Genomic DNA, 18,324 nt, shown 5'->3' on the forward strand with positions numbered 1-18,324 from the left:
TCAGTGTCTTTACGCGTCCTGGGGGTGGACCCCGGCCTGACCCGCTGCGGCCTCGGGGTAGTTGAGGTCGAAGGGAACCGCCGGGCCACCCTCGTGGCCGTCGGTGTTGTAGGCACCGTGGCCGGAACCGCCCTGGATGCCCGGCTGCTGGTGATCTCCGAAGCCATCGAACTGTGGCTGGATACCCACCGGCCGGACGTCCTGGCGGTGGAGCGGGTCTTCAGCCAGCTCAACGTCAGCACCGTGATGGGCACCGCCCAAGCCTCCGGCGTCGTCATTGCCGCCGCGGCCCGGCGCGGCATTCCCGTGGCCCTGCACACACCCACCGAGGTCAAGGCGGCGGTCACCGGATCCGGCTCGGCCAACAAGGACGCGGTGGGGAAGATGGTCACCAAGATCCTGCGGCTGGACGAAATGCCCAAGCCCGCCGACGCCGCCGACGCCCTGGCCCTGGCCATCACGCACGCCTGGCGGCGCGGCGTAGCCGGCCCCGGACCCACTGCCGGTTCGGCATCCCGGGGCACCGCACCGAACACCGGCATGACGGCGGCGCAGCGGCTGTGGGCGGAAGCGGAAGCACGCGCAAAACGCGGAAGCTACTGAACAGCAGGGGAATGCGGGCACCAGCAAGTAGGGTATTCGTAGATATGTTCTATACAGCCTCTGGAGTTCCTTCATGATCAGTTCCCTCCGCGGGGTCGTTTCACACGTGGGCCTCAATTCGGCAGTCATCGATGTCCATGGACTCGGGATGCTCGTCCAGGCCACGCCCCAGACCCTCGCCACCCTGCGCACGGGAAGTGAAGCGTCCGTCCACACGGCCATGATTGTCCGCGAGGACTCCATGACCCTTTACGGCTTCTCCGACGCCGACCAGCGCGAGGTGTTCGAAATCCTCCTCGGCGTCAGTGGTGTCGGGCCGCGGATCGCGCTGGCCGTCCTGGCCGTGCATACCCCCGAAGCCATCCGCGTGGCCGCCTCCACCGGAGACGACAAGGCCTTCAGTAAGGTCTCCGGCATAGGCCCCAAGGGTGCCCGGCGCATCGTCCTGGAACTGGCGGACAAGCTGGTGCCGCACGGAACAACGGAAAACCCTGCCGCCCCGCGCTGGCAGGAGCAGGTGCTGGCAGCCATGACCGGGCTGGGCTGGTCCGAAAAGGATGCCACGACGGCCATCGAGGACACCGCTGCCGAACACCCCGACGTCGCCGCAACCTGCAACGTGGGCGAGATCCTGAAGCTGACCCTGCGACGTCTGGGCACCGACGGCGCCCGCGCATCCACACGCCGGAAGGCCGGCTGACATGTCCGCTGAATCACTGGTCGCCCCGGGCCCGGACCCGGACGACAAAGCCATAGAAGCCGCCCTGCGGCCCAAGAACCTGGATGACTTCGTGGGGCAGAAACGCGTCCGCGAACAGCTGTCCCTGGTCCTGGAAGCGTCCCGGCTGCGCGGCCGCAGCGCGGACCATGTGCTGCTTTCCGGTCCGCCCGGCCTTGGCAAGACCACCCTTTCGATGATCATCGCCGCGGAAATGAACGCGCCGCTGCGGATCAGCTCCGGACCGGCCATCCAGCACGCCGGCGACCTGGCCGCCATCCTGTCCTCCCTGACCGAGGGCGAGGTGCTGTTCCTGGACGAAATCCACCGGATGTCCCGGCCGGCCGAGGAAATGCTCTACATGGCCATGGAAGATTTCCGGGTAGACATTGTGGTGGGAAAGGGAGCCGGCGCCACGGCCATTCCCCTGGAGCTGCCGCCCTTCACCCTGGTGGGTGCCACTACCCGTGCCGGCCTGCTGCCCGGCCCGCTCCGGGACCGTTTCGGCTTCACCGGGCACCTGGAGTTCTATTCCACGGACGAGCTGGAACTGGTGCTGCGCCGCTCAGCCATGCTGATGGATATGAAGGTCAACTCGGCCGGGTTCGCCGAGGTGGCCGGCCGCTCCCGCGGCACGCCCCGTATTGCCAACCGGCTGCTGCGGCGGGTCCGCGACTGGGCCCTGGTCCACGGCATCGAACAGATTGACGCCCGTTCGGCCGGCGCGGCCCTGGATATGTACGAAGTGGATGTGCTTGGCCTGGACCGGCTGGACCGGGCAGTGCTGACCGCCCTGATCACCAAATTCAACGGCGGCCCGGTGGGCCTGTCCACCCTGGCCATCGCCGTCGGTGAGGAACCGGAAACGGTTGAAACAGTGGCTGAGCCTTACTTGGTCCGCGAGGGGCTGCTGGGCCGGACCCCGCGGGGCCGGATTGCCACCCGCGCGGCCTGGGAGCACCTGGGGCTGCAAATGCCCGAACACGTGGCCGCGGCCATGCCCGCGAACATGTTCTCCGGACCCGGCACGGCCACCGCGGCCGGAGCCGGTGACTGGACGCCTCTGGAAACTTAACAGGTTCCTTCCACGTTTTCCCCTTAGACTGGCCCTACGGCACGGTCCCGGCGCGATGCCCGGAAATGCCTGAACCTTCCCCAACAGAAATGGAACTCCCCACGTGAATCCCACTGATCTCCTTCTTCCCCTGCTCCTGGTGGTCTTCGTGATCATGATGTTCCGCAAGCAGAAGAAGACGACGCAGTCGGTGGCCCAGCAGCGCTCCCAGATGGTTCCGGGCACCGAGGTCATGACCCAGTTCGGGCTTTTCGGCCGGATCGTTTCCGTGGACCAGGAAGAGAACAAGGCCGTCCTGGAGCTTTCCCCGGGCAACACGGCTACCGTCCACCTGCAGGCGCTGACCAAGGTAGTCACTGTCCCGGCCGCTGAGGAAGACGCGGAAACAGAAGGCACCGTTGTTCCCGACGACGCTTCTTCGCTGACCCTCGGCAAGGACCCCCACGGCAGCACGGACGCCACTGTCGCCCGCGACGCAGCCGCCCCGCAGGACGAGACTCCCGAAGAAACACTCAAGCGCCTGAACCGCGACGAGAAAAAAGAGAACTAGACTCTCCACGAGCCAAGCGGGGCATTGCGGTCCCGCTTGCCTCACCGGAGCCCGAACGGTTCCGGTGATCTTCGCCCTTAAGGAATATTCCCTATGCCCCGTACCGGCCCCGGCTCGGCCGCCAAAAAGACGCTCATCTGGTTGGGCGTCATTTTTGCTGCACTTGCCCTTCTGCTTGGCGGAGGCTCCATGTGGAGCAACGCCAGCTGGACCCCGAAGCTTGCCCTCGACCTTGAGGGCGGCACCCAGATGATCCTGGCACCCGAGGTGCAGGGCGGTGACAATGAAATCACTGCCGAGCAGCTGGACCAGGCCGTGGAGATCATCCGCCAGCGCGTGGACGGCAGCGGCGTCTCCGAAGCGGAGATCAGCACGCAGTCCAACCGCAACGTCGTGGTCTCGCTGCCGGGTGTCCCGGATGCCGAAACCCGCGAACTCATCCAGGCCTCAGCCCAGATGGAGTTCCGCCCGGTCCTGGCCGGCGGCGGGGGACAGGGAGCAGCGGTCACCGACCCGACTCCCGCTGAGCAGCTGCCGACGCCGTCAGCCGAGCCGACGGACAAGTCGGACACCAACTGGATTACCCCGGAACTGCAGACCGAGTTCGAAACCACCGACTGCTTGAACCCGGACACCATCGCCAACGCGGAGCAGGCGCCGGCGGACCAGCCCATGGTCGCGTGCGAACCCGGCACGGCCGGAAAGTACATCCTGGGTCCGGTGGAAGTTCCCGGTGCGGATATCTCCACCGCCAGCTTCGGAATAGCACAGAGCAGCAACGGTGTTTCCACCGGGCAGTGGGCCGTCAACATCGACTTCAACGATGAGGGCACTGACGCGTTCCGTGGAGTCACCGAGCGGCTGATCACCTTCAAGGGCGATCCGCGGAACCAGTTCGCGATTGTCCTGGACGGACAGATCATCTCTGCACCCACGGTTAACAACGTGATCACCGACGGCAACGCACAGATCACCGGCACCTTCACCCAGGAGAGCGCGAAGGCGCTGTCCGAGCAGCTGAAGTACGGTGCCCTGCCGATCAGCTTCGACATCCAGAGCGAACAGCAGGTGTCCGCCACCCTCGGTGCCGACCAGCTGCGGATGGGCATTATCGCCGGCCTGATCGGCCTCATCCTGGTGGCCGTCTACTCGCTCTTCCAGTACCGCGCACTGGGCTTCGTCACTATCGCGTCCCTGGTGGTTGCCGGTGTGCTGACCTACCTGGCCATCGCCATCCTGGGCTGGAGCCAGAACTACCGGCTGTCGCTGGCCGGTGTGGCGGGCCTAATTGTCGCCATCGGCCAGACAGCGGACTCGTTCATCGTCTACTTTGAACGCATCCGCGACGAACTGCGCGACGGACGCGGACTGGTCTCCGCTGTGGACACCGGCTGGAAGCGGGCCAAGCGCACCGTACTGGCCTCCAAGGCAGTGAACATCCTGGCCGCCGTCGTGCTCTACTTCGTTGCCGTTGGCAACGTGCGCGGCTTCGCGTTCACCCTCGGACTGACCGCCGTCGCCGACCTGATCGTGGTCTTTATGTTCACGCACCCGACCATGGTGTTGCTGGCCCGCACCAAGTTCTTCGGTGAAGGACACCGGTTCTCCGGTCTGGATGCCAGCAGGCTGGGCGCGGTGCCGCTGTACCGCGGTGCCGGCCGGATGCGCGAGCCCGGCGATGCCCCGGCCCTGCGCGGCAAGAACAAGGCCGCTGCCAAGGAAGCCGAGCGCCGGATGACAATTGCCGAGCGCCGGCTTGCCGAAAAGCACGACTCCATGGCCGGCAGCGGCCGCAGCTCCGAGAAGGACGGCGAGTAATGAGCAAGCTCCCCAGTTTCGCCGCATTCGGCAATGACCTCTACACCGGAAAGCGGTCCTACAACTTCGTTGGCAAAGCGAAGCTGTGGTTCCTGATCGCGGGGGTTGCCGTAGTCATTTCCATCCTCATCCCGGTGGCCAAGGGTGGCTTCAACCTCGGTATCGAGTTCCGCGGCGGTTCCGAGTTCACGGTCTCCAACGTGGCCAACACCGATGTCGGCCGCGGTGAGGAAGCCGTAGCCGAGGTGGCCGGCACCGCAGACCCGAAGGTCACCAACATTGCCCCGGGCACCATGCGGATCCAGACGGAGAAGCTCAGCGACGACCAGACCATCCAGGTCAAGGAGTCACTGGCCGATACCTACGGCGTGAGCCAGGACGAGGTCACCTCCACGTTCATCGGTCCTACGTGGGGCAGCGACGTCAGCCGGCAGGCATTGGTGGGCCTGATCGTGTTCGTGGCGCTGGCCGCGGTGCTGATGGCTCTGTACTTCCGGACCTGGAAGATGTCGCTGGCTGCCGTCACCGGACTGCTGGTAGTCATGGTGGTGACCGCCGGTGTGTACGCGCTGAGCGGTTTCGAGGTGACGCCGTCGGCCATCATCGGGTTCCTGACCGTGCTCAGCTATTCGTTGTATGACACCGTGGTGGTCTTCGACAAGGTCCGCGAAAACACCAAGGACCTGGATAAGCGCACCAAGCGGACCTTCGCCGAGGAAGTGAACCTGGCCGTCAACCAGACCCTGGTCCGGTCCATCAACACTTCCGTGGTGGCAGTGCTTCCGGTGGCCTCCATCCTGTTCATTGGTGCCCTGCTGCTGGGTGCAGGCACCCTGAAGGACCTGTCCCTGGCATTGTTTGTCGGGATCATCCTGGGCACCATTGCCACCATCTTCATCGCAGCGCCCATGTACGCATGGCTGCGCCGCAACGAGGCCGGGATCCGCAAGCAGGCCAAACGCGTCGAAGAACGCCGCGCCGGCAAGACGCCGGCCGTCGCCGACGCCTAGTACCTCCGGGAGTCCGGTACCTCCGGGAGTCCAGTACCTCCGGGAGTCCAGTCCCGCACCGGAACTGCTCACGGATAAACCCCACGGTTCCGTACTCCCTGCCGGGAGTGCGGAACCTGCGGTTTAAGCGGTGCGGGCAGGCTTAGACTGGTTGACAGGGCACTTGTACTGAATTTTTCGAAGAAAGGTCGGCAGTGGGCAACAGCGCAACACCTGCCAATGGGGCAGGGAACAGCCGCGCCGCCGGGATCGATCCGGGGCCCCAGGCCGCCGCGGCTCCTGACGCCGCGGCGCCGGACACGGCTGTCCCCACCCCGGCTGACTCCGTGCAGGCTCCGGCCCGTGCAGCCGTGGCTCCCGTAGCGGCTCCCGCTCCTGCAGCCGCCGCGGCCAAGCCCGGCGCCGGACGGACACCCCCAACAGGCCGTCGCGGCTCCACGCGCGCCCGGCTTGCCCGCCTCGCCGGACGCGGCAACCCCGGGTATTCACCCATGCTCGAACCGCTGCTGCGCACCGTCCGGGTGAACAACCCCAAGGAAGACCTGGACCTGATCCAGCGGGCCTACGTGGTGGCTGAACGCAGCCACGAAGGGCAGAAGCGCAAGAGCGGCGATCCCTACATCACGCACCCTGTGGCCGTGGCCACCATCCTCGCCGAGCTCGGGATGACCGGAACCACGCTGGCGGCGGCCCTGCTGCACGACACCGTGGAAGACACCAGCTACACGCTGGAGGAGCTGCGCCGTGAGTTCGGCCCGGAAGTGGCCATGCTCGTGGACGGCGTCACCAAGCTGGACAAGGTCACCTTCGGTGACGCAGCCCAGTCCGAGACGGTCCGCAAAATGGTCGTCGCCATGGCCAAGGACATTCGCGTGCTGGTCATCAAGCTCGCGGATCGGCTGCACAACGCGCGGACCTGGCGGTTTGTCTCGCCGGAGTCCTCCGCCAAGAAAGCCCGCGAAACCCTGGAGATCTTCGCACCGCTGGCGCACCGCCTCGGCATGAACACCATCAAGTGGGAGCTGGAAGACCTTTCCTTCGCCGCACTGCACCCGAAGGTCTACGACGAAATTGTGCGGATGGTGGGGGACCGGACGCCCGAGCGTGAAAAGTACCTGGGTACCGTCCGCTCCCAGATTGCCGATGACCTCCATGCGGTGAAGATCAAGGCGACCATCACCGGCCGGCCCAAGCACTACTACTCCATCTACCAGAAGATGATCGTGCGGGGGAAAGACTTCGACGACATCCATGACCTGATGGGTGTACGGGTCCTGGTCGACTCCGTACGGGACTGCTATGCGACGCTGGGCGCCCTGCACGCCCGGTGGAATCCTTTGCCGGGACGGTTCAAGGACTACATCGCGATGCCGAAGTTCAACATGTACCAGTCGCTGCACACCACGGTGATCGGTCCGGGCGGCAAACCGGTGGAGATCCAGATCCGCACCCATGACATGCACCGCCGGGCCGAGTACGGCGTGGCTGCGCACTGGAAGTACAAAGACGGCAGCAAGTCGCCCGAAACCGCCGATGACATGGGCTGGCTCCGCAGTCTGGTGGACTGGCAGCAGGAAACTTCGGATCCGGATGAGTTCCTGGACTCGCTGCGGTTCGAGATCAATGCCCGCGAAGTGTTTGTCTTCACCCCCAAGGGCGAGGTCATGGCCCTGCCGGCCGGGTCGACGCCGGTGGACTTTGCCTACGCGGTGCACACCGAGGTGGGGCACCGGACCATCGGTGCCCGCGTCAACGGCAAACTCGTTCCGCTGAACAGCGAGCTGCAGCACGGTGACTGGGTGGAGATCTTCACCTCCAAGGCCGAAGGCGCCGGTCCCAGCCAGGACTGGCAGGGCTTCGTGAAGAGCCCGCGGGCCCGGAACAAGATCCGCCAGTGGTTCACCAAGGAACGCCGCGAAGAAGCCATTGAAAAGGGCAAGGACCTGCTGACGCGCGGAATGCGCAAGCAGAACCTTCCGCTGCAGCGGCTGATGACCCACGACGCGCTGGTGGCAGTGGCCGAGGAGCTGCACCACCAGGACATCTCGGCACTCTATGCGGCCGTGGGCGACGGGCACACCTCGGCGCAGAACGTCATTGAGCACCTGGTCGGCCTGATGGGCGGCCATGAAGGTGCCGAGGAGGATCTGGCCGAAACCCCGGTGGCCACGGCCGCCCGGCGCCCGAAGTTCACCGACTCCGGTGTCACCGTGCGCGGCACCGGCGACGTGTGGGTCAAGCTGGCGCGCTGCTGCACCCCCGTCCCGCCGGATCCGATCATCGGGTTTGTCACCCGCGGCTCCGGGGTGTCCGTGCACCGCAGCGACTGCCGCAACGTGCAGGAACTGCGGGCCACACCGGACCGCATTGTGCCGGTGGAATGGGCGCCCACCCAGTCCAGCGTTTTCCTGGTGGAAATCCAGGTGGAGGCCCTGGACCGCAAGAGCCTGCTGTCCGACGTCACCCGGGTGCTGTCGGAAAACCACGTGAACATCCTCTCCGCCAGCGTCAACACCTCCAGCGACCGCGTGGCCATGTCGAAGTTCGTCTTCGAGATGGGGGACCCGAAGTACCTCAGCCACATCCTCAGCGCCGTACGCAAGATCGACGGCGTCTTCGATGTGTACCGGACCACAGGGTCCCAGCGGCGGGTATAGCACCGGCCCCCGGGCACGCACTAGGCCGAGGCGGCCGCCAGCTTTTCCAGGGCGGCCGCCTTGCCAGGGACGCGTGACCCGGCTTCCATGGCGCGGCGCACCAGATCGAGCCGGCAGCCCAGGCCGGGATGCGCGGCGAGCCGCTGCAGCGCGGGCACGGCCTCCTGTCCCTGGACATGGAGTGCGACGTCGACGGCGGTCCGCAGCGGCGAAGTCACCGACACCGTTCCCACGTCCACCCGGTCGGCCGGCCCCAGGAGCACTTCGTGGAGGACCGCCGTGCTGAACGGCGGCAACGCTCCGGTCCGCCGTCGCCTGTCAGCCAGGATGTCCAGCCGCAGCGGGCGCGGTGCGCAGCCATAGATCCAGGCCGCAGTGAGCCAGCCCAGCGACACCCGCTGCCGCAGGCCCGCGGGCAGTTCCCGGGATGCAGCCAAGGCGCGGACCACCGGGTCCGGTTGGACGTCCCAGCGCACGAAGGTCCCCGCGTAGACGTGCCTGAGCAACCCGTCCATCGCCATGGCCTGCAGCTCTTCGTGCCGGAAGGCGTCCCCGGCGGTGAACAGGGCTCCGCCGGTGGAAGTGATCCGGGGGAGGGCTCCCGGATAGGGAAACAAGGGTGCAGGCGCAGGCATGGACACCAGCGTGGCTGCTGCCGGGGCAACGCAAAAGCCCCGCCGGCACGTTGTGGATAACGTGCCGGCGGGGCTTTAGCTGCGCAGGAAGGCCCGCGCGGGCGTATTTGTGCCTAGGCGAACCGTGTGCCTAGGCGAAGTCCTGTGCGGACTTCTGCAGCATGGCCAGCCACTGCTGGCGTGCTTCGAGGGCTTCCCGTGCATCGGCGATCTTCTTGGCGTTTCCTGCCTTCTCGGCGTCGGCCAGGTCCTGCTCAAGGGACGCGATGGTCGCTTCGAGCTGGGACAGGGCCGAAGTCGTGCGGGCCTTCGTTTCCGGATTGCTGCGCTGCCAGTGCTCGTCTTCGGCCGCCTTGACGGCTTCCTCGACCTTGCGGATGCCGGCTTCCATCCGGCCCATGTCCGCACGCGGAACCTTGCCGGCCTCTTCCCAACGTTCCCGGATGGACTGCAGCGCCTTCCGGGCAGCGGTGAGGTTGGTCACGGGCAAAAGGGCCTGGGCTTCCTTGAGGAGCTCTTCCTTGACCACCAGGTTGGCGGCGAATTCCTCGTCAATGACCTCGTTGGCTGCCTGGCGTGCGGCGAAGAACTTGTCCTGGGCTGCGCGGAAGCGGGCCCACAGGGCGTCGTCATCCTTGCGGCTGGCCCGCTTGGAAGCCTTCCACTCGTCCATCAGCTGCCGGTATTCGGCGGCCGTGTTGCCCCAGTCAGTGGACGTGGACAGCTCTTCGGCGCGGGCAATCAGGGCTTCCTTGGCGGCCTTCGCGGAGGAATTCTCATTATCCAGCTGGGAGAAGTAGGCGCGGCGGTGGCGGTCAAAAACCGTCCGGGCGGACCGGAACCGCTTCCACAGCGAGTCCTCGGTGCTGCGGCCCAGCCGGGGGCCGTTCTTCTGGGCGCTCTTCCACGCGTCGAAGAGCTCATTCATCCGGTTGCTGCTGGTTTTCCACTGGATGCTGGCCGGGTCCTTGGCGGCAATTTCTTCGGCTTCAGCAACAATGGCCTCGCGGGCGGCCAGCTCACGGGCCTTGGCTGCTTCGGCTTCGGCGCGCTCGGCAGCCTCGGCGTCCTTCAGTGCTGCTTCCAGCGACTCGATGCGGGCGTCCAGTGCCTTGACGTCGCCCACCATCTTGCGCTCGGCAACCTGTTCGGCAAGGTGCTTGAGGGTCTTGTGGATGTCGGCGGCCGGGGCCTTGACCTGCACCCGCTGTTCCAGGAGCAGCAGCTGGCTGGCAACGTCGTCGTACTTGCGCACGAAGTACGCCAGCGCCTCTTCCTTGGACGCGTCCGGGAACTGCCCGACGGCGGTTTCCTCACCGTCCACAATCAGGAAGACGTGGCCGTCCTCCTCCACCCGGGCAAAGCGGGCCGCCTCCTCCAGCGGGGTGGAGTGGGCTGCGGGCACGGCAACAACCGGGGCAGCCGCGGCGTCACGGGGGCCTACGGCTGCGGGGGAGGGCCGGCGCGATGCGAGGGCCGCGGGGCTGGGAGCGGCAGGACGGGACGTGTCCGGGGTGTCCTGGCCTGCTGTTTCGTCGGATTTCTGACTGTCTGTCACCGCTAAAAGTCTTTCACTCGATGGATGGCAGTGTGCGAAGCCCGCGCCGCCACTTAGTTCAGGGTGAACGAGTTAATCGTCACCGGGTCATTCGGAGTGCCATCGCTTGCCCCGGAGGCAACTCCGCGGGAAGCAATGGACTCCAGTACGTCAAGACCTGACGTTACCTTACCCATTATCGTGTAACCGCCGCTGGCCTGGGTAATGGTCGAATCCTTGTAAACGATGAAGAACTGTGTGCCGTTGCTGGTTACGCTGTCTCCGCGGGCCACCGCAATGCTTCCGGCGGGGTAGAAACCGTCGGCGGGCGTGTTCTCCACCGGACCCCACAGGAAGTCCTGGTCCGCTGCGCCGTCGCCGTTCGGTGAACCGCACTGCAGTACGCCCATCTCGGGCAGGGTGGTCAGGCGGTGGCAGCTCTTGCCGTTCAACCATCCGTTGTCGGCCAGGGTCTTGAAGACCGCGGAGGCCTGCGGGGCCGCATTGCCGTCCAGTTCCACGCCTACGTCGCCCTGCCCCAGGGAAAGGGTGCCGGTGAACGTCTTGCCGGCCGCCAGGGACGGATCCGGGACCTCCAGGCCAACGCCCGCCTGCTCCTTGAGCAGGGCCAGCTCATCCGCAGTGGGGTTGGAGCTGAACCAGGCGATCTGCAGGGCAACGGCCAGTGCCAGCACCACCAGTGCAGCTGCTCCGGCAAATAGGTTGTCCCGCTTCCGCCGGCGGGCACGGGCGGCGGCAAAGGCACGCCGGGCCTCCATGCGGGCCACGCGGCGCCTGTTCTCGCGGCTGGTGCTGTTTGCTGCCACCGCTGCCTCCTCTGCTGCTGTATTGGCCCTGGGCGGGCCCGCGGGTTACCGGACGCGGCCGGCCCGCGGGTGCGGAACGCGGCGGTGTCCAGGAAAAGCTAAAATGAGTGCCGCACATAGTTTATGCACGTCAGCACCCGCATTCCTGCTTCCTCAAGGGGCGCCGGTGTCTTCTTTCCACCCACCGAAGGAGTTTGCCCCCATGGCACGCAAGGCCTCACTGTCCGGTTTCCCTGAATGGCTACCGCAGGAGCGCCTGGTTGAACTCCATGTCCTGGACGTGCTGCGCCGCACCTTCGAGCTGCACGGCTTCTCCAACATTGAGACCCGTGCGGTGGAAACCGTGGGGCAGCTGCTGCGCAAGGGCGAAATCGACAAGGAAGTCTACGCACTGAGCCGGCTGCAGGCCGAAGAGGGGGAGGCCGCCGGCAAAGAGGATCCCAACTCCCTGGCCCTGCACTTTGACCTGACCGTGCCGTTTGCCCGCTACGTAGTGGAAAACGCCGGCCACCTTTCCTTCCCGTTCCGCCGCTACCAGATCCAGAAGGTCTGGCGCGGAGAACGGCCGCAGGAAGGCCGTGCCCGGGAGTTCACCCAGGCGGACATCGACGTGGTGGGCGACGGCGCCCTTCCGTTCCGGTACGACGTCGAGCTGGCGCTGGTGATTGCCGAAGCCCTGGGCGCCCTGCCGATCCCGGAATTCCAGATCCGGGTGAACAACCGCAAGCTGGCCGAAGGCTTCTACCGCGGCATCGGGCTGGAAGATACGGCCGGGGTGCTGCGCAGCATCGACAAGCTGGAGAAGATCGGCGCCGCGCGGGTTGCTGAACTGCTGCAGGAAGAACTCGGGGCCACTGCCGAGCAGGCCGCTGCTGCCCTGAAGCTGGCCTCCATCCGGTCCGGGGACACCTCCTTTGTGGAGCAGGTCCGCGCCCTGGGCGTCACCAATGACCTGCTGGAGGAAGGCTTGGGCGAGCTGGCAGAGGTCATCAGCGAAGCTTCCCGGCGGGCACCCGGCCGGGTCCTGGCGGACCTGAGCATTGCCCGCGGACTGGACTACTACACCGGCACCGTTTACGAAACGGTGCTGGTGGGCCACGAAGCGCTGGGATCCATCTGCTCCGGCGGCCGGTACGACGCATTGGCCAGCAAGGGCAGCCGGACCTTCCCCGGCGTCGGGCTCTCCATTGGCGTTACCCGCCTGGTGATGCGCATCCTCAGCCAGGAGTTCGCGCAGGCCTCCCGCAGCGTGCCCACCGCCGTGCTGATGACCCTGGCCACCGACGATTCCTGGTCCGCTGCCCAGGACACGGCATCGCAGCTGCGCAGCCGCGGAATCTCCGTGGAGGTGGCACCCAAGGCGGAGAAGTTCGGCAAGCAGATCAAGTATGCGGACCGCCGCGGCATCCCCTTCGTATGGTTCACCGCCGAGGACGGCACGCACGAAGTGAAGGACATACGCTCGGGCGAGCAGGTGCCGGCCGATCCGGAACTGTGGACGCCGCCGGCCGAGGACCTCGTCGTTACGGTTGCCCCGGCTCAGGGATAACAGCCGGAAGGGCAGGCGGCCGTTCGCGGTAGGCGATGGCCGCCTGCACCCGGGAAGACACCCCGAGCTTGGCCAGGACCCGGGATGTTTCGTCCGGACGGGTTTAGCTGACGCTTCCGGTGGAGCCTAGGCTTAACGGATGCCTATTAGCTCCGCACTTTCCCCCACGCCGCCCTGCGCGGAACTTCACCTGCACATTGAGGGCACGCTTGAGCCGGAACTGATTTTTGAACTGGCCGGCCGCAACGGCATTGAGCTGCCGTACGCCTCCCTGGACGAGTTGCGTGCACGTTACCGGTTCACGGACCTGCAGTCCTTCCTGGACCTCTACTACGCCAACATGGACGTGCTGCGCACCGAGGCCGACTTCACGGACATGACCCGGGCGTATCTGCGCCGGGCGGCCGCCGCGGGGGTGCGTCACGTGGAGATGATGATGGATCCGCAGGCTCACCTGGTCCGCGGTGTTCCGCTGGAAACCTCCGTGGGGGGCGTATGCGCTGCGCTGGCCGGCAGCGAGGAGGAGTTTGGCATCTCCGCCGTCCTGATCGCCGCGTTCCTCCGTGACCGTCCTGCCGCCGAGGCGCTGGAGGTCCTCGAGGAGCTCCTCGCCATGGATGCGCCCATCATCGGTATCGGCCTGGACTCCGCAGAGGTGGGGAACCCGCCGGAAGCTTTTATCGACCTGTACCGCCGTGCCCGCGAAGCCGGTCTGCGGACGGTGGCCCATGCGGGAGAAGAGGGCCCCTCGCATTACATCGAGCAGGCGCTGGACCTATTGCTGGTGGACCGGATCGACCACGGCATCCGGTGCCTGGACGACCCGGTGCTGGTGGAACGCCTGGTGCATGAAAAGATCCCGCTGACCGTCTGCCCGCTGTCCAATGTCCGGTTGAACGCCGTCGACAGCCTCGCGGCCCACCCGTTGCCGCAAATGCTCGAGCACGGACTGAACATCTCCGTGAACTCCGATGACCCCGCCTACTTCGGCGGCTACGCAGACGATAATTTCCGCACCGTGCAGGAAGCCTTCGGGCTGAGCCGTGCCCAAATGACCCTGCTGGCCGCCAATTCCATTGAGGCGTCCTTCGCTTCTCCCCAGCGCCGGGCGGAGCTTCTGCTGGAAGTACGCCGCTGGGAGGCCGCCGGTTAAAGTGTCGGGTGCGGCTTCGTGGACCGGGGCCGGCGGAAGCTGAGCCGCACCACCAGGCCCGCCACTAGGATCATGAGGGTCAGGCTGATGTACAGCGGCGGCAGTGCCAGGGCCAGCAGCAGGGCTCCTACCGTTCCGGCCAGGTTCAGTGCCCGTGGGGCGTACCGTGTGCGGTCCTTCAACGAGAACGCACACACCGTGCTGATCGCAGCGTAGAAGAGCAGCGCGAAGGATGCCATGCCGATCAGCGCATCCAGATCGGCAAACAGGACGAGCAGGATCACGATTCCGCCTGCTGCGGCCACGGCCACCCACGGGGTACGTCCGGAGCCGGCCCGGCCGGGCCAGGTGCGGGAGAACACGGAGGGCAGGTCCCGGTCCGCAGCCATGGCCGCAGCCGTGCGGCCGGCCGAGTCCAGCAGGGACCACAGACCGCCCAGGGCTGCGGCGGACACGGCCAGGACCACGGCTCCCGTCCCCACGTTCGCACCGACGCTCTGCATCGGATCCAGCAGGGGAGCGGGCTCCGCAGACAGTGCCGCGGCACCGTAGTACGCCAGCATCGACTGCCCCATCAGCAGGTACAGGACAAACGACACGGCAATGGCTGCCGGAACCGCTATGGGCAGATTGCGTGAGGGATTGCGCACACCGGCACCCATGGTGGCCAGCCGGGTATAGCCGGAGAAAAGAAAGAACAGCAGGCCGGCCCCCTGCAGCACGCCTGACGCCGTCGGCTCGATATCCGCGCCCACCCGCACCGGCTGGTTTGGTGCCTCGTTGTAGAGCACCACCACCGTGAAGGCCAGGATGCTGAAGACAAACGCCAGGATGAACCGGGTAGCCCACGGCCCCCGGTTCACGCCCAGCAGGTTGACCGCCGCCATTACCGCAACCGCGCCCACCGCTCCTGCTTCGGGATGGTCCGGAAACACGTAGGTCCCGAACGCCGCGGCCAACACGGCGGAGGACAGCAGCAGCCCCCACACCAGCGTCCAGCCGGACAGGAAGCCGCTGTAGGGACCGAGGAGGATCCGGGCGGCGGTACGGGCCGTCGCGTCCCCGCCCTGGTCCTCCGGAAGCCGGCGGGTTACCGCGCGGCTGAGCTGGAAGGTGGACAGGGCGCACAGGATGGCCACAACCGCGGATATGCCAAGGGCCGCCGCGAGGGCGGGGCCCGCTGCTGCGGCCGCCGGGGCGAAGGCTACGAATGCACCCGCACCAACAATGGATCCAATGCCGGCAGTAGTGGCATCAAAGCCGCCAAGGGGAACGCGCGGCTGGGTAATGCCGGACAAATGACCTTCCAATCGGTAGGGACTTGGCAGGGTGGGGGTCGGTTCACCGGTAAACTCTCAAGAAGACCGTGTATTCACAATGAGCGGAAACAGTGGTTTCCGCAAGTTTCTCGAAAGGACAGCTGTGCTGCGCACTCATGCCCTTGGTTCCCTGAGGGCCGAGCATATTGGACAGACCGTTACTCTCGCAGGCTGGGTCGCCCGACGGCGCGACCACGGCGGCGTTGCCTTCCTCGACCTCCGCGACGCCTCAGGCGTGGCGCAGGTAGTGGTGCGTGAAGAGGATGTCTTCCACGGCCTGCGCAATGAGTACGTCCTGCAGATCACCGGCACCGTCCAGAAGCGGCCCGAAGGCAACGAGAACCCGGCGCTGGCCACCGGCGAGATCGAGGTCATTGCGGACAAGACCGTCATCCTGAACACCTCGGACCCGCTGCCGTTCCAGATTGACGAGCACGTGGAGGTAGGCGAGGAAGCCCGCCTGCGTCACCGCTACCTGGACCTGCGCCGTCCGGCACCGGCTGCGGCCATGCGCCTGCGCTCCGAAGCGAACCGTGTGGCCCGCGAGCTGCTGCACGACGAAGGCTTCGTGGAAATTGAAACTCCCACGCTGACCCGTTCCACCCCCGAAGGCGCCCGCGACTTCGTGGTCCCGGCACGCCTTGCCCCGGGCTCTTGGTACGCGCTGCCGCAGTCCCCGCAGCTGTTCAAGCAGCTGCTGCAGGTTGGCGGATTCGAGAAGTACTACCAGATTGCCCGCTGCTACCGTGATGAGGACTTCCGCGCGGACCGGCAGCCGGAGTTCACGCAGCTGGACATCGAGGCCAGCTTCGTTGAGGAAGACGACATCATTGCCCTCGGCGAGCAGATCGTGAAGTCGCTGTGGAAGCTGATCGGCGTCGAGATCACCACCCCCATCCCGCGCATGACCTACGCGGACGCCATGGCCCGCTACGGCTCCGACAAGCCGGACCTGCGTTTCGGCCTGGAGCTCACCGAACTCACCGAATTCTTCAAGGACACCACCTTCCGCGTCTTCCAGGCCCCGTACGTCGGCGCCGTGGTGATGCCGGGGGGTGCCTCGCAGGCCCGCCGCACCCTTGATGCCTGGCAGGAATGGGCCAAGCAGCGCGGCGCGAAGGGCCTCGCCTACGTCCTGATCCAGGAAGACGGCACCCTGACCGGACCCGTGGCCAAGAACCTGACCGACTTCGAGCGGGAGAACCTCGCCGATAAGGTCGGCGCCAAGCCCGGCGACTGCATCTTCTTCGGTGCCGGCGAAAAGAGCGAGGCCCGTGCCCTGCTCGGCGCGGCCCGCGTGGAGATCGGCCACCGCACCGGCCTGATCGACCCGAAGGACTGGGCCTTCGTCTGGGTTGTGGACGCCCCCATGTTCGAGCCGGCCTCCGCAGCTGTCGCCGCCGGCGACGTTGCAGTGGGCGGCGGCGCCTGGACGGCCGTGCACCACGCCTTCACCTCGCCCAAGCCTGAGTTCATGGACACCTTCGACACCGATCCCGAGTCGGCCCTGGCTTACGCCTACGACATTGTGTGCAACGGCAACGAAATCGGCGGCGGTTCCATCCGTATCCACCAGCGCGACGTGCAGGAACGCGTCTTCAAGGTGATGGGCCTGAGCCAGGAAGAGGCACAGGAGAAGTTCGGCTTCCTGCTGGAGGGCTTCAAGTACGGTGCCCCGCCGCACGGCGGCATCGCCTTCGGCTGGGACCGCGTGGTGGCCCTGCTGGCCGGCACCGACTCCATCCGCGACGTGATCGCCTTCCCGAAGTCCGGCGGCGGCTACGATCCGCTGACCGCGGCCCCGGCGCCGATCACCCCGCAGCAGCGCAAGGAGGCCGGCGTCGACTTCAAGCCCGAGGCCAAGAAGGACCCCGAGGCCAAGAAGGACAAGGAAGCACCCGTGAAGGACGCCTAACTTCGCACCGCACTGACGGTACCCGGCCGCAGCACGCGGCCGGGTACCGTGCTTTAACCCTGCAGACATATCCAGCCCCGCTGGACACTCCGGCACCGGCACCCGATAGTGTTTGGGCATGAGAGATCGCTGGTTCAAGCAAGTGGACGTCTTCGGCACCAAGCCCTATCTGGGCAACCCCGTGGCGGTGGTGCTGGACGCGGACGGCCTGTCCGACACCGCGATGGCTTCCTTCGCCCGGTGGACGAACCTCTCCGAGACTACGTTCGTGCTGCCGCCCACACAGGACGGCGCCGACTACCGGGTCCGCATCTTCACGCCCGGGGGAGAGATCCCCTTCGCAGGCCACCCCACGCTGGGCACGTGCCACGCCTGGCTCGAAGCCGGCAACATTCCGCACTATCCCGGCGTCGTCATTCAGGAATGCGGAGTAGGCCTGGTGACGCTGCACGCCTCGGCGGGAATGGCCGCCTTCGGCGCTCCGCCGCTGATCCGCTCGGGCGAGCTGGAGGACGCCGTGCTGCAGCAGACGGTGGACGCTCTCGGCATCACCCGGGAGCAGGTATCCGCCTCGAACTGGATAGACAACGGCCCCGGCTGGCTGGGGCTGCTCCTGAAGGATGCGGAAACCGTCCTGTCCCTGACGCCGGATCCTGCGGCGCTTGGGTCCCTGGCAGTGGGCGTGATCGGTCCGCAGCCCGACGGCGGCGACACGGACTACGAAGTCCGCGCCTTCGCCCCCGGCCACGGCGTCTTGGAAGATCCCGTCACCGGGAGCCTCAACGCAGGCTTGGCCCAGTGGCTGATCGGCTCGGGCCTTGCGCCGGAACGCTACACAGTCACTCAGGGCACGGTGCTGGAACGGTCGGGACTGGTGCGGATCTTTACCCGGGACCGCAGGATCTGGGTGGGCGGGGAAACTGCCACCTGCATTGACGGCACGGTAAAGCTGTAGCCA

The 18,324-nt window shown here is 66.4% G+C and carries 15 protein-coding genes; 11 read left to right on the forward strand and 4 right to left on the reverse strand.

Translation table 11 applies throughout. From position 1 onward, the window contains the following. The first annotated feature begins 3 nt into the window (after positions 1–3). The 7 genes from ruvC (at position 4) to LOC57_RS07570 (ending at position 8,431) form a co-directional block, all read left to right on the forward strand. On the forward strand, positions 4–603 hold the full coding sequence (gene ruvC / locus LOC57_RS07540; RefSeq protein ID WP_227911510.1) for a crossover junction endodeoxyribonuclease RuvC: 600 nt from the start codon (positions 4–6) through the stop codon (positions 601–603). 73 nt (positions 604–676) lie between these two features. Beyond that, positions 677–1,303 carry a Holliday junction branch migration protein RuvA gene (gene ruvA, locus LOC57_RS07545; protein ID WP_229959004.1) on the forward strand — a complete coding sequence of 209 codons (627 nt, stop codon included), beginning with the start codon at positions 677–679 and terminating at the stop codon, positions 1,301–1,303. 1 nt (position 1,304) lies between these two features. Then, the gene (ruvB, locus tag LOC57_RS07550) at positions 1,305–2,396 is read left to right on the forward strand and encodes a Holliday junction branch migration DNA helicase RuvB (protein WP_227911508.1); all 1,092 of its coding nucleotides are present in this window, start codon (positions 1,305–1,307) and stop codon (positions 2,394–2,396) included. Positions 2,397–2,499: 103 nt separating this feature from the next. After that, positions 2,500–2,946, forward strand: coding sequence for a preprotein translocase subunit YajC (locus tag LOC57_RS07555; protein WP_227911507.1), 447 nt, complete (start codon positions 2,500–2,502; stop codon positions 2,944–2,946). A gap of 93 nt (positions 2,947–3,039) precedes the next feature. Further along, a complete protein-coding gene (gene secD, locus LOC57_RS07560; RefSeq protein ID WP_229959005.1) occupies positions 3,040–4,764 on the forward strand; it encodes a protein translocase subunit SecD in 1,725 nt (574 codons plus the stop codon). Then, positions 4,764–5,774, forward strand: coding sequence for a protein translocase subunit SecF (gene secF / locus LOC57_RS07565; RefSeq protein WP_227911505.1), 1,011 nt, complete (start codon positions 4,764–4,766; stop codon positions 5,772–5,774). The genes secD and secF overlap by 1 nt, the downstream gene beginning before the upstream one ends. Positions 5,775–5,968: 194 nt before the next feature. After that, positions 5,969–8,431, forward strand: a complete 2,463-nt coding sequence (locus LOC57_RS07570; RefSeq protein ID WP_442860711.1) for a RelA/SpoT family protein — start codon at positions 5,969–5,971, stop codon at positions 8,429–8,431. Between the two features lie 20 nt (positions 8,432–8,451). Here the strand turns inward: LOC57_RS07570 and LOC57_RS07575 are convergent, their stop codons facing one another. The 3 genes from LOC57_RS07575 to LOC57_RS07585 all read right to left on the reverse strand — a co-directional run bounded on the left by LOC57_RS07575 (position 8,452) and on the right by LOC57_RS07585 (position 11,430). Further along, positions 8,452–9,066, reverse strand: a complete 615-nt coding sequence (locus tag LOC57_RS07575) for a type IV toxin-antitoxin system AbiEi family antitoxin (RefSeq protein ID WP_227926214.1) — start codon at positions 9,064–9,066, stop codon at positions 8,452–8,454. 130 nt (positions 9,067–9,196) lie between these two features. Further along, a complete protein-coding gene (locus LOC57_RS07580) occupies positions 9,197–10,624 on the reverse strand; it encodes a DUF349 domain-containing protein (protein WP_229959007.1) in 1,428 nt (475 codons plus the stop codon). Positions 10,625–10,677: 53 nt separating this feature from the next. Beyond that, positions 10,678–11,430, reverse strand: a complete 753-nt coding sequence (locus LOC57_RS07585; protein WP_229959009.1) for a peptidylprolyl isomerase — start codon at positions 11,428–11,430, stop codon at positions 10,678–10,680. A gap of 202 nt (positions 11,431–11,632) precedes the next feature. On the opposite strand from LOC57_RS07585, the gene hisS reads away from it, so the two are divergent. Together hisS and LOC57_RS07595 are read left to right on the forward strand one after the other, a co-directional pair. Further along, entirely contained in the window at positions 11,633–12,979 is a 1,347-nt protein-coding gene (gene hisS / locus LOC57_RS07590; protein ID WP_227911501.1) for a histidine--tRNA ligase, read from the forward strand. Between the two features lie 139 nt (positions 12,980–13,118). Next, a complete protein-coding gene (locus LOC57_RS07595; protein ID WP_227911500.1) occupies positions 13,119–14,132 on the forward strand; it encodes an adenosine deaminase in 1,014 nt (337 codons plus the stop codon). Here the strand turns inward: LOC57_RS07595 and LOC57_RS07600 are convergent. Continuing rightward, entirely contained in the window at positions 14,129–15,430 is a 1,302-nt protein-coding gene (locus tag LOC57_RS07600) for an APC family permease (RefSeq protein ID WP_227911499.1), read from the reverse strand. The two genes, LOC57_RS07595 and LOC57_RS07600, sit on opposite strands and share 4 nt — an antisense overlap. A gap of 124 nt (positions 15,431–15,554) precedes the next feature. Between LOC57_RS07600 and aspS the strand changes: the two genes are divergently transcribed. Both aspS and LOC57_RS07610 read left to right on the forward strand, forming a co-directional pair. After that, the gene (gene aspS, locus LOC57_RS07605) at positions 15,555–17,366 is read left to right on the forward strand and encodes an aspartate--tRNA ligase (RefSeq protein WP_227911498.1); all 1,812 of its coding nucleotides are present in this window, start codon (positions 15,555–15,557) and stop codon (positions 17,364–17,366) included. A gap of 118 nt (positions 17,367–17,484) precedes the next feature. Next, positions 17,485–18,321 (forward strand): PhzF family phenazine biosynthesis protein, encoded by an 837-nt coding sequence (locus tag LOC57_RS07610; protein WP_227911497.1) that lies wholly within the window; start codon positions 17,485–17,487, stop codon positions 18,319–18,321. Positions 18,322–18,324 lie beyond the last annotated feature (3 nt).

This window comes from Arthrobacter sp. zg-Y750, from assembly GCF_020907365.1.
Taxonomy (GTDB): Bacteria; Actinomycetota; Actinomycetes; order Actinomycetales; family Micrococcaceae; genus Arthrobacter_B.

Coding starts and splice junctions, on each gene's coding strand:
- LOC57_RS07610 (WP_227911497.1), top strand. CDS start 17,485: ATGAGAGATCGCTGGTTCAAGCAAGTGGACGTCTTCGGCACCAAGCCC.
- secD (WP_229959005.1), top strand. CDS start 3,040: ATGCCCCGTACCGGCCCCGGCTCGGCCGCCAAAAAGACGCTCATCTGG.
- LOC57_RS07575 (WP_227926214.1), bottom strand. CDS start 9,066: ATGCCTGCGCCTGCACCCTTGTTTCCCTATCCGGGAGCCCTCCCCCGG.
- ruvA (WP_229959004.1), top strand. CDS start 677: ATGATCAGTTCCCTCCGCGGGGTCGTTTCACACGTGGGCCTCAATTCG.
- secF (WP_227911505.1), top strand. CDS start 4,764: ATGAGCAAGCTCCCCAGTTTCGCCGCATTCGGCAATGACCTCTACACC.
- ruvB (WP_227911508.1), top strand. CDS start 1,305: ATGTCCGCTGAATCACTGGTCGCCCCGGGCCCGGACCCGGACGACAAA.
- LOC57_RS07595 (WP_227911500.1), top strand. CDS start 13,119: ATGCCTATTAGCTCCGCACTTTCCCCCACGCCGCCCTGCGCGGAACTT.
- hisS (WP_227911501.1), top strand. CDS start 11,633: ATGGCACGCAAGGCCTCACTGTCCGGTTTCCCTGAATGGCTACCGCAG.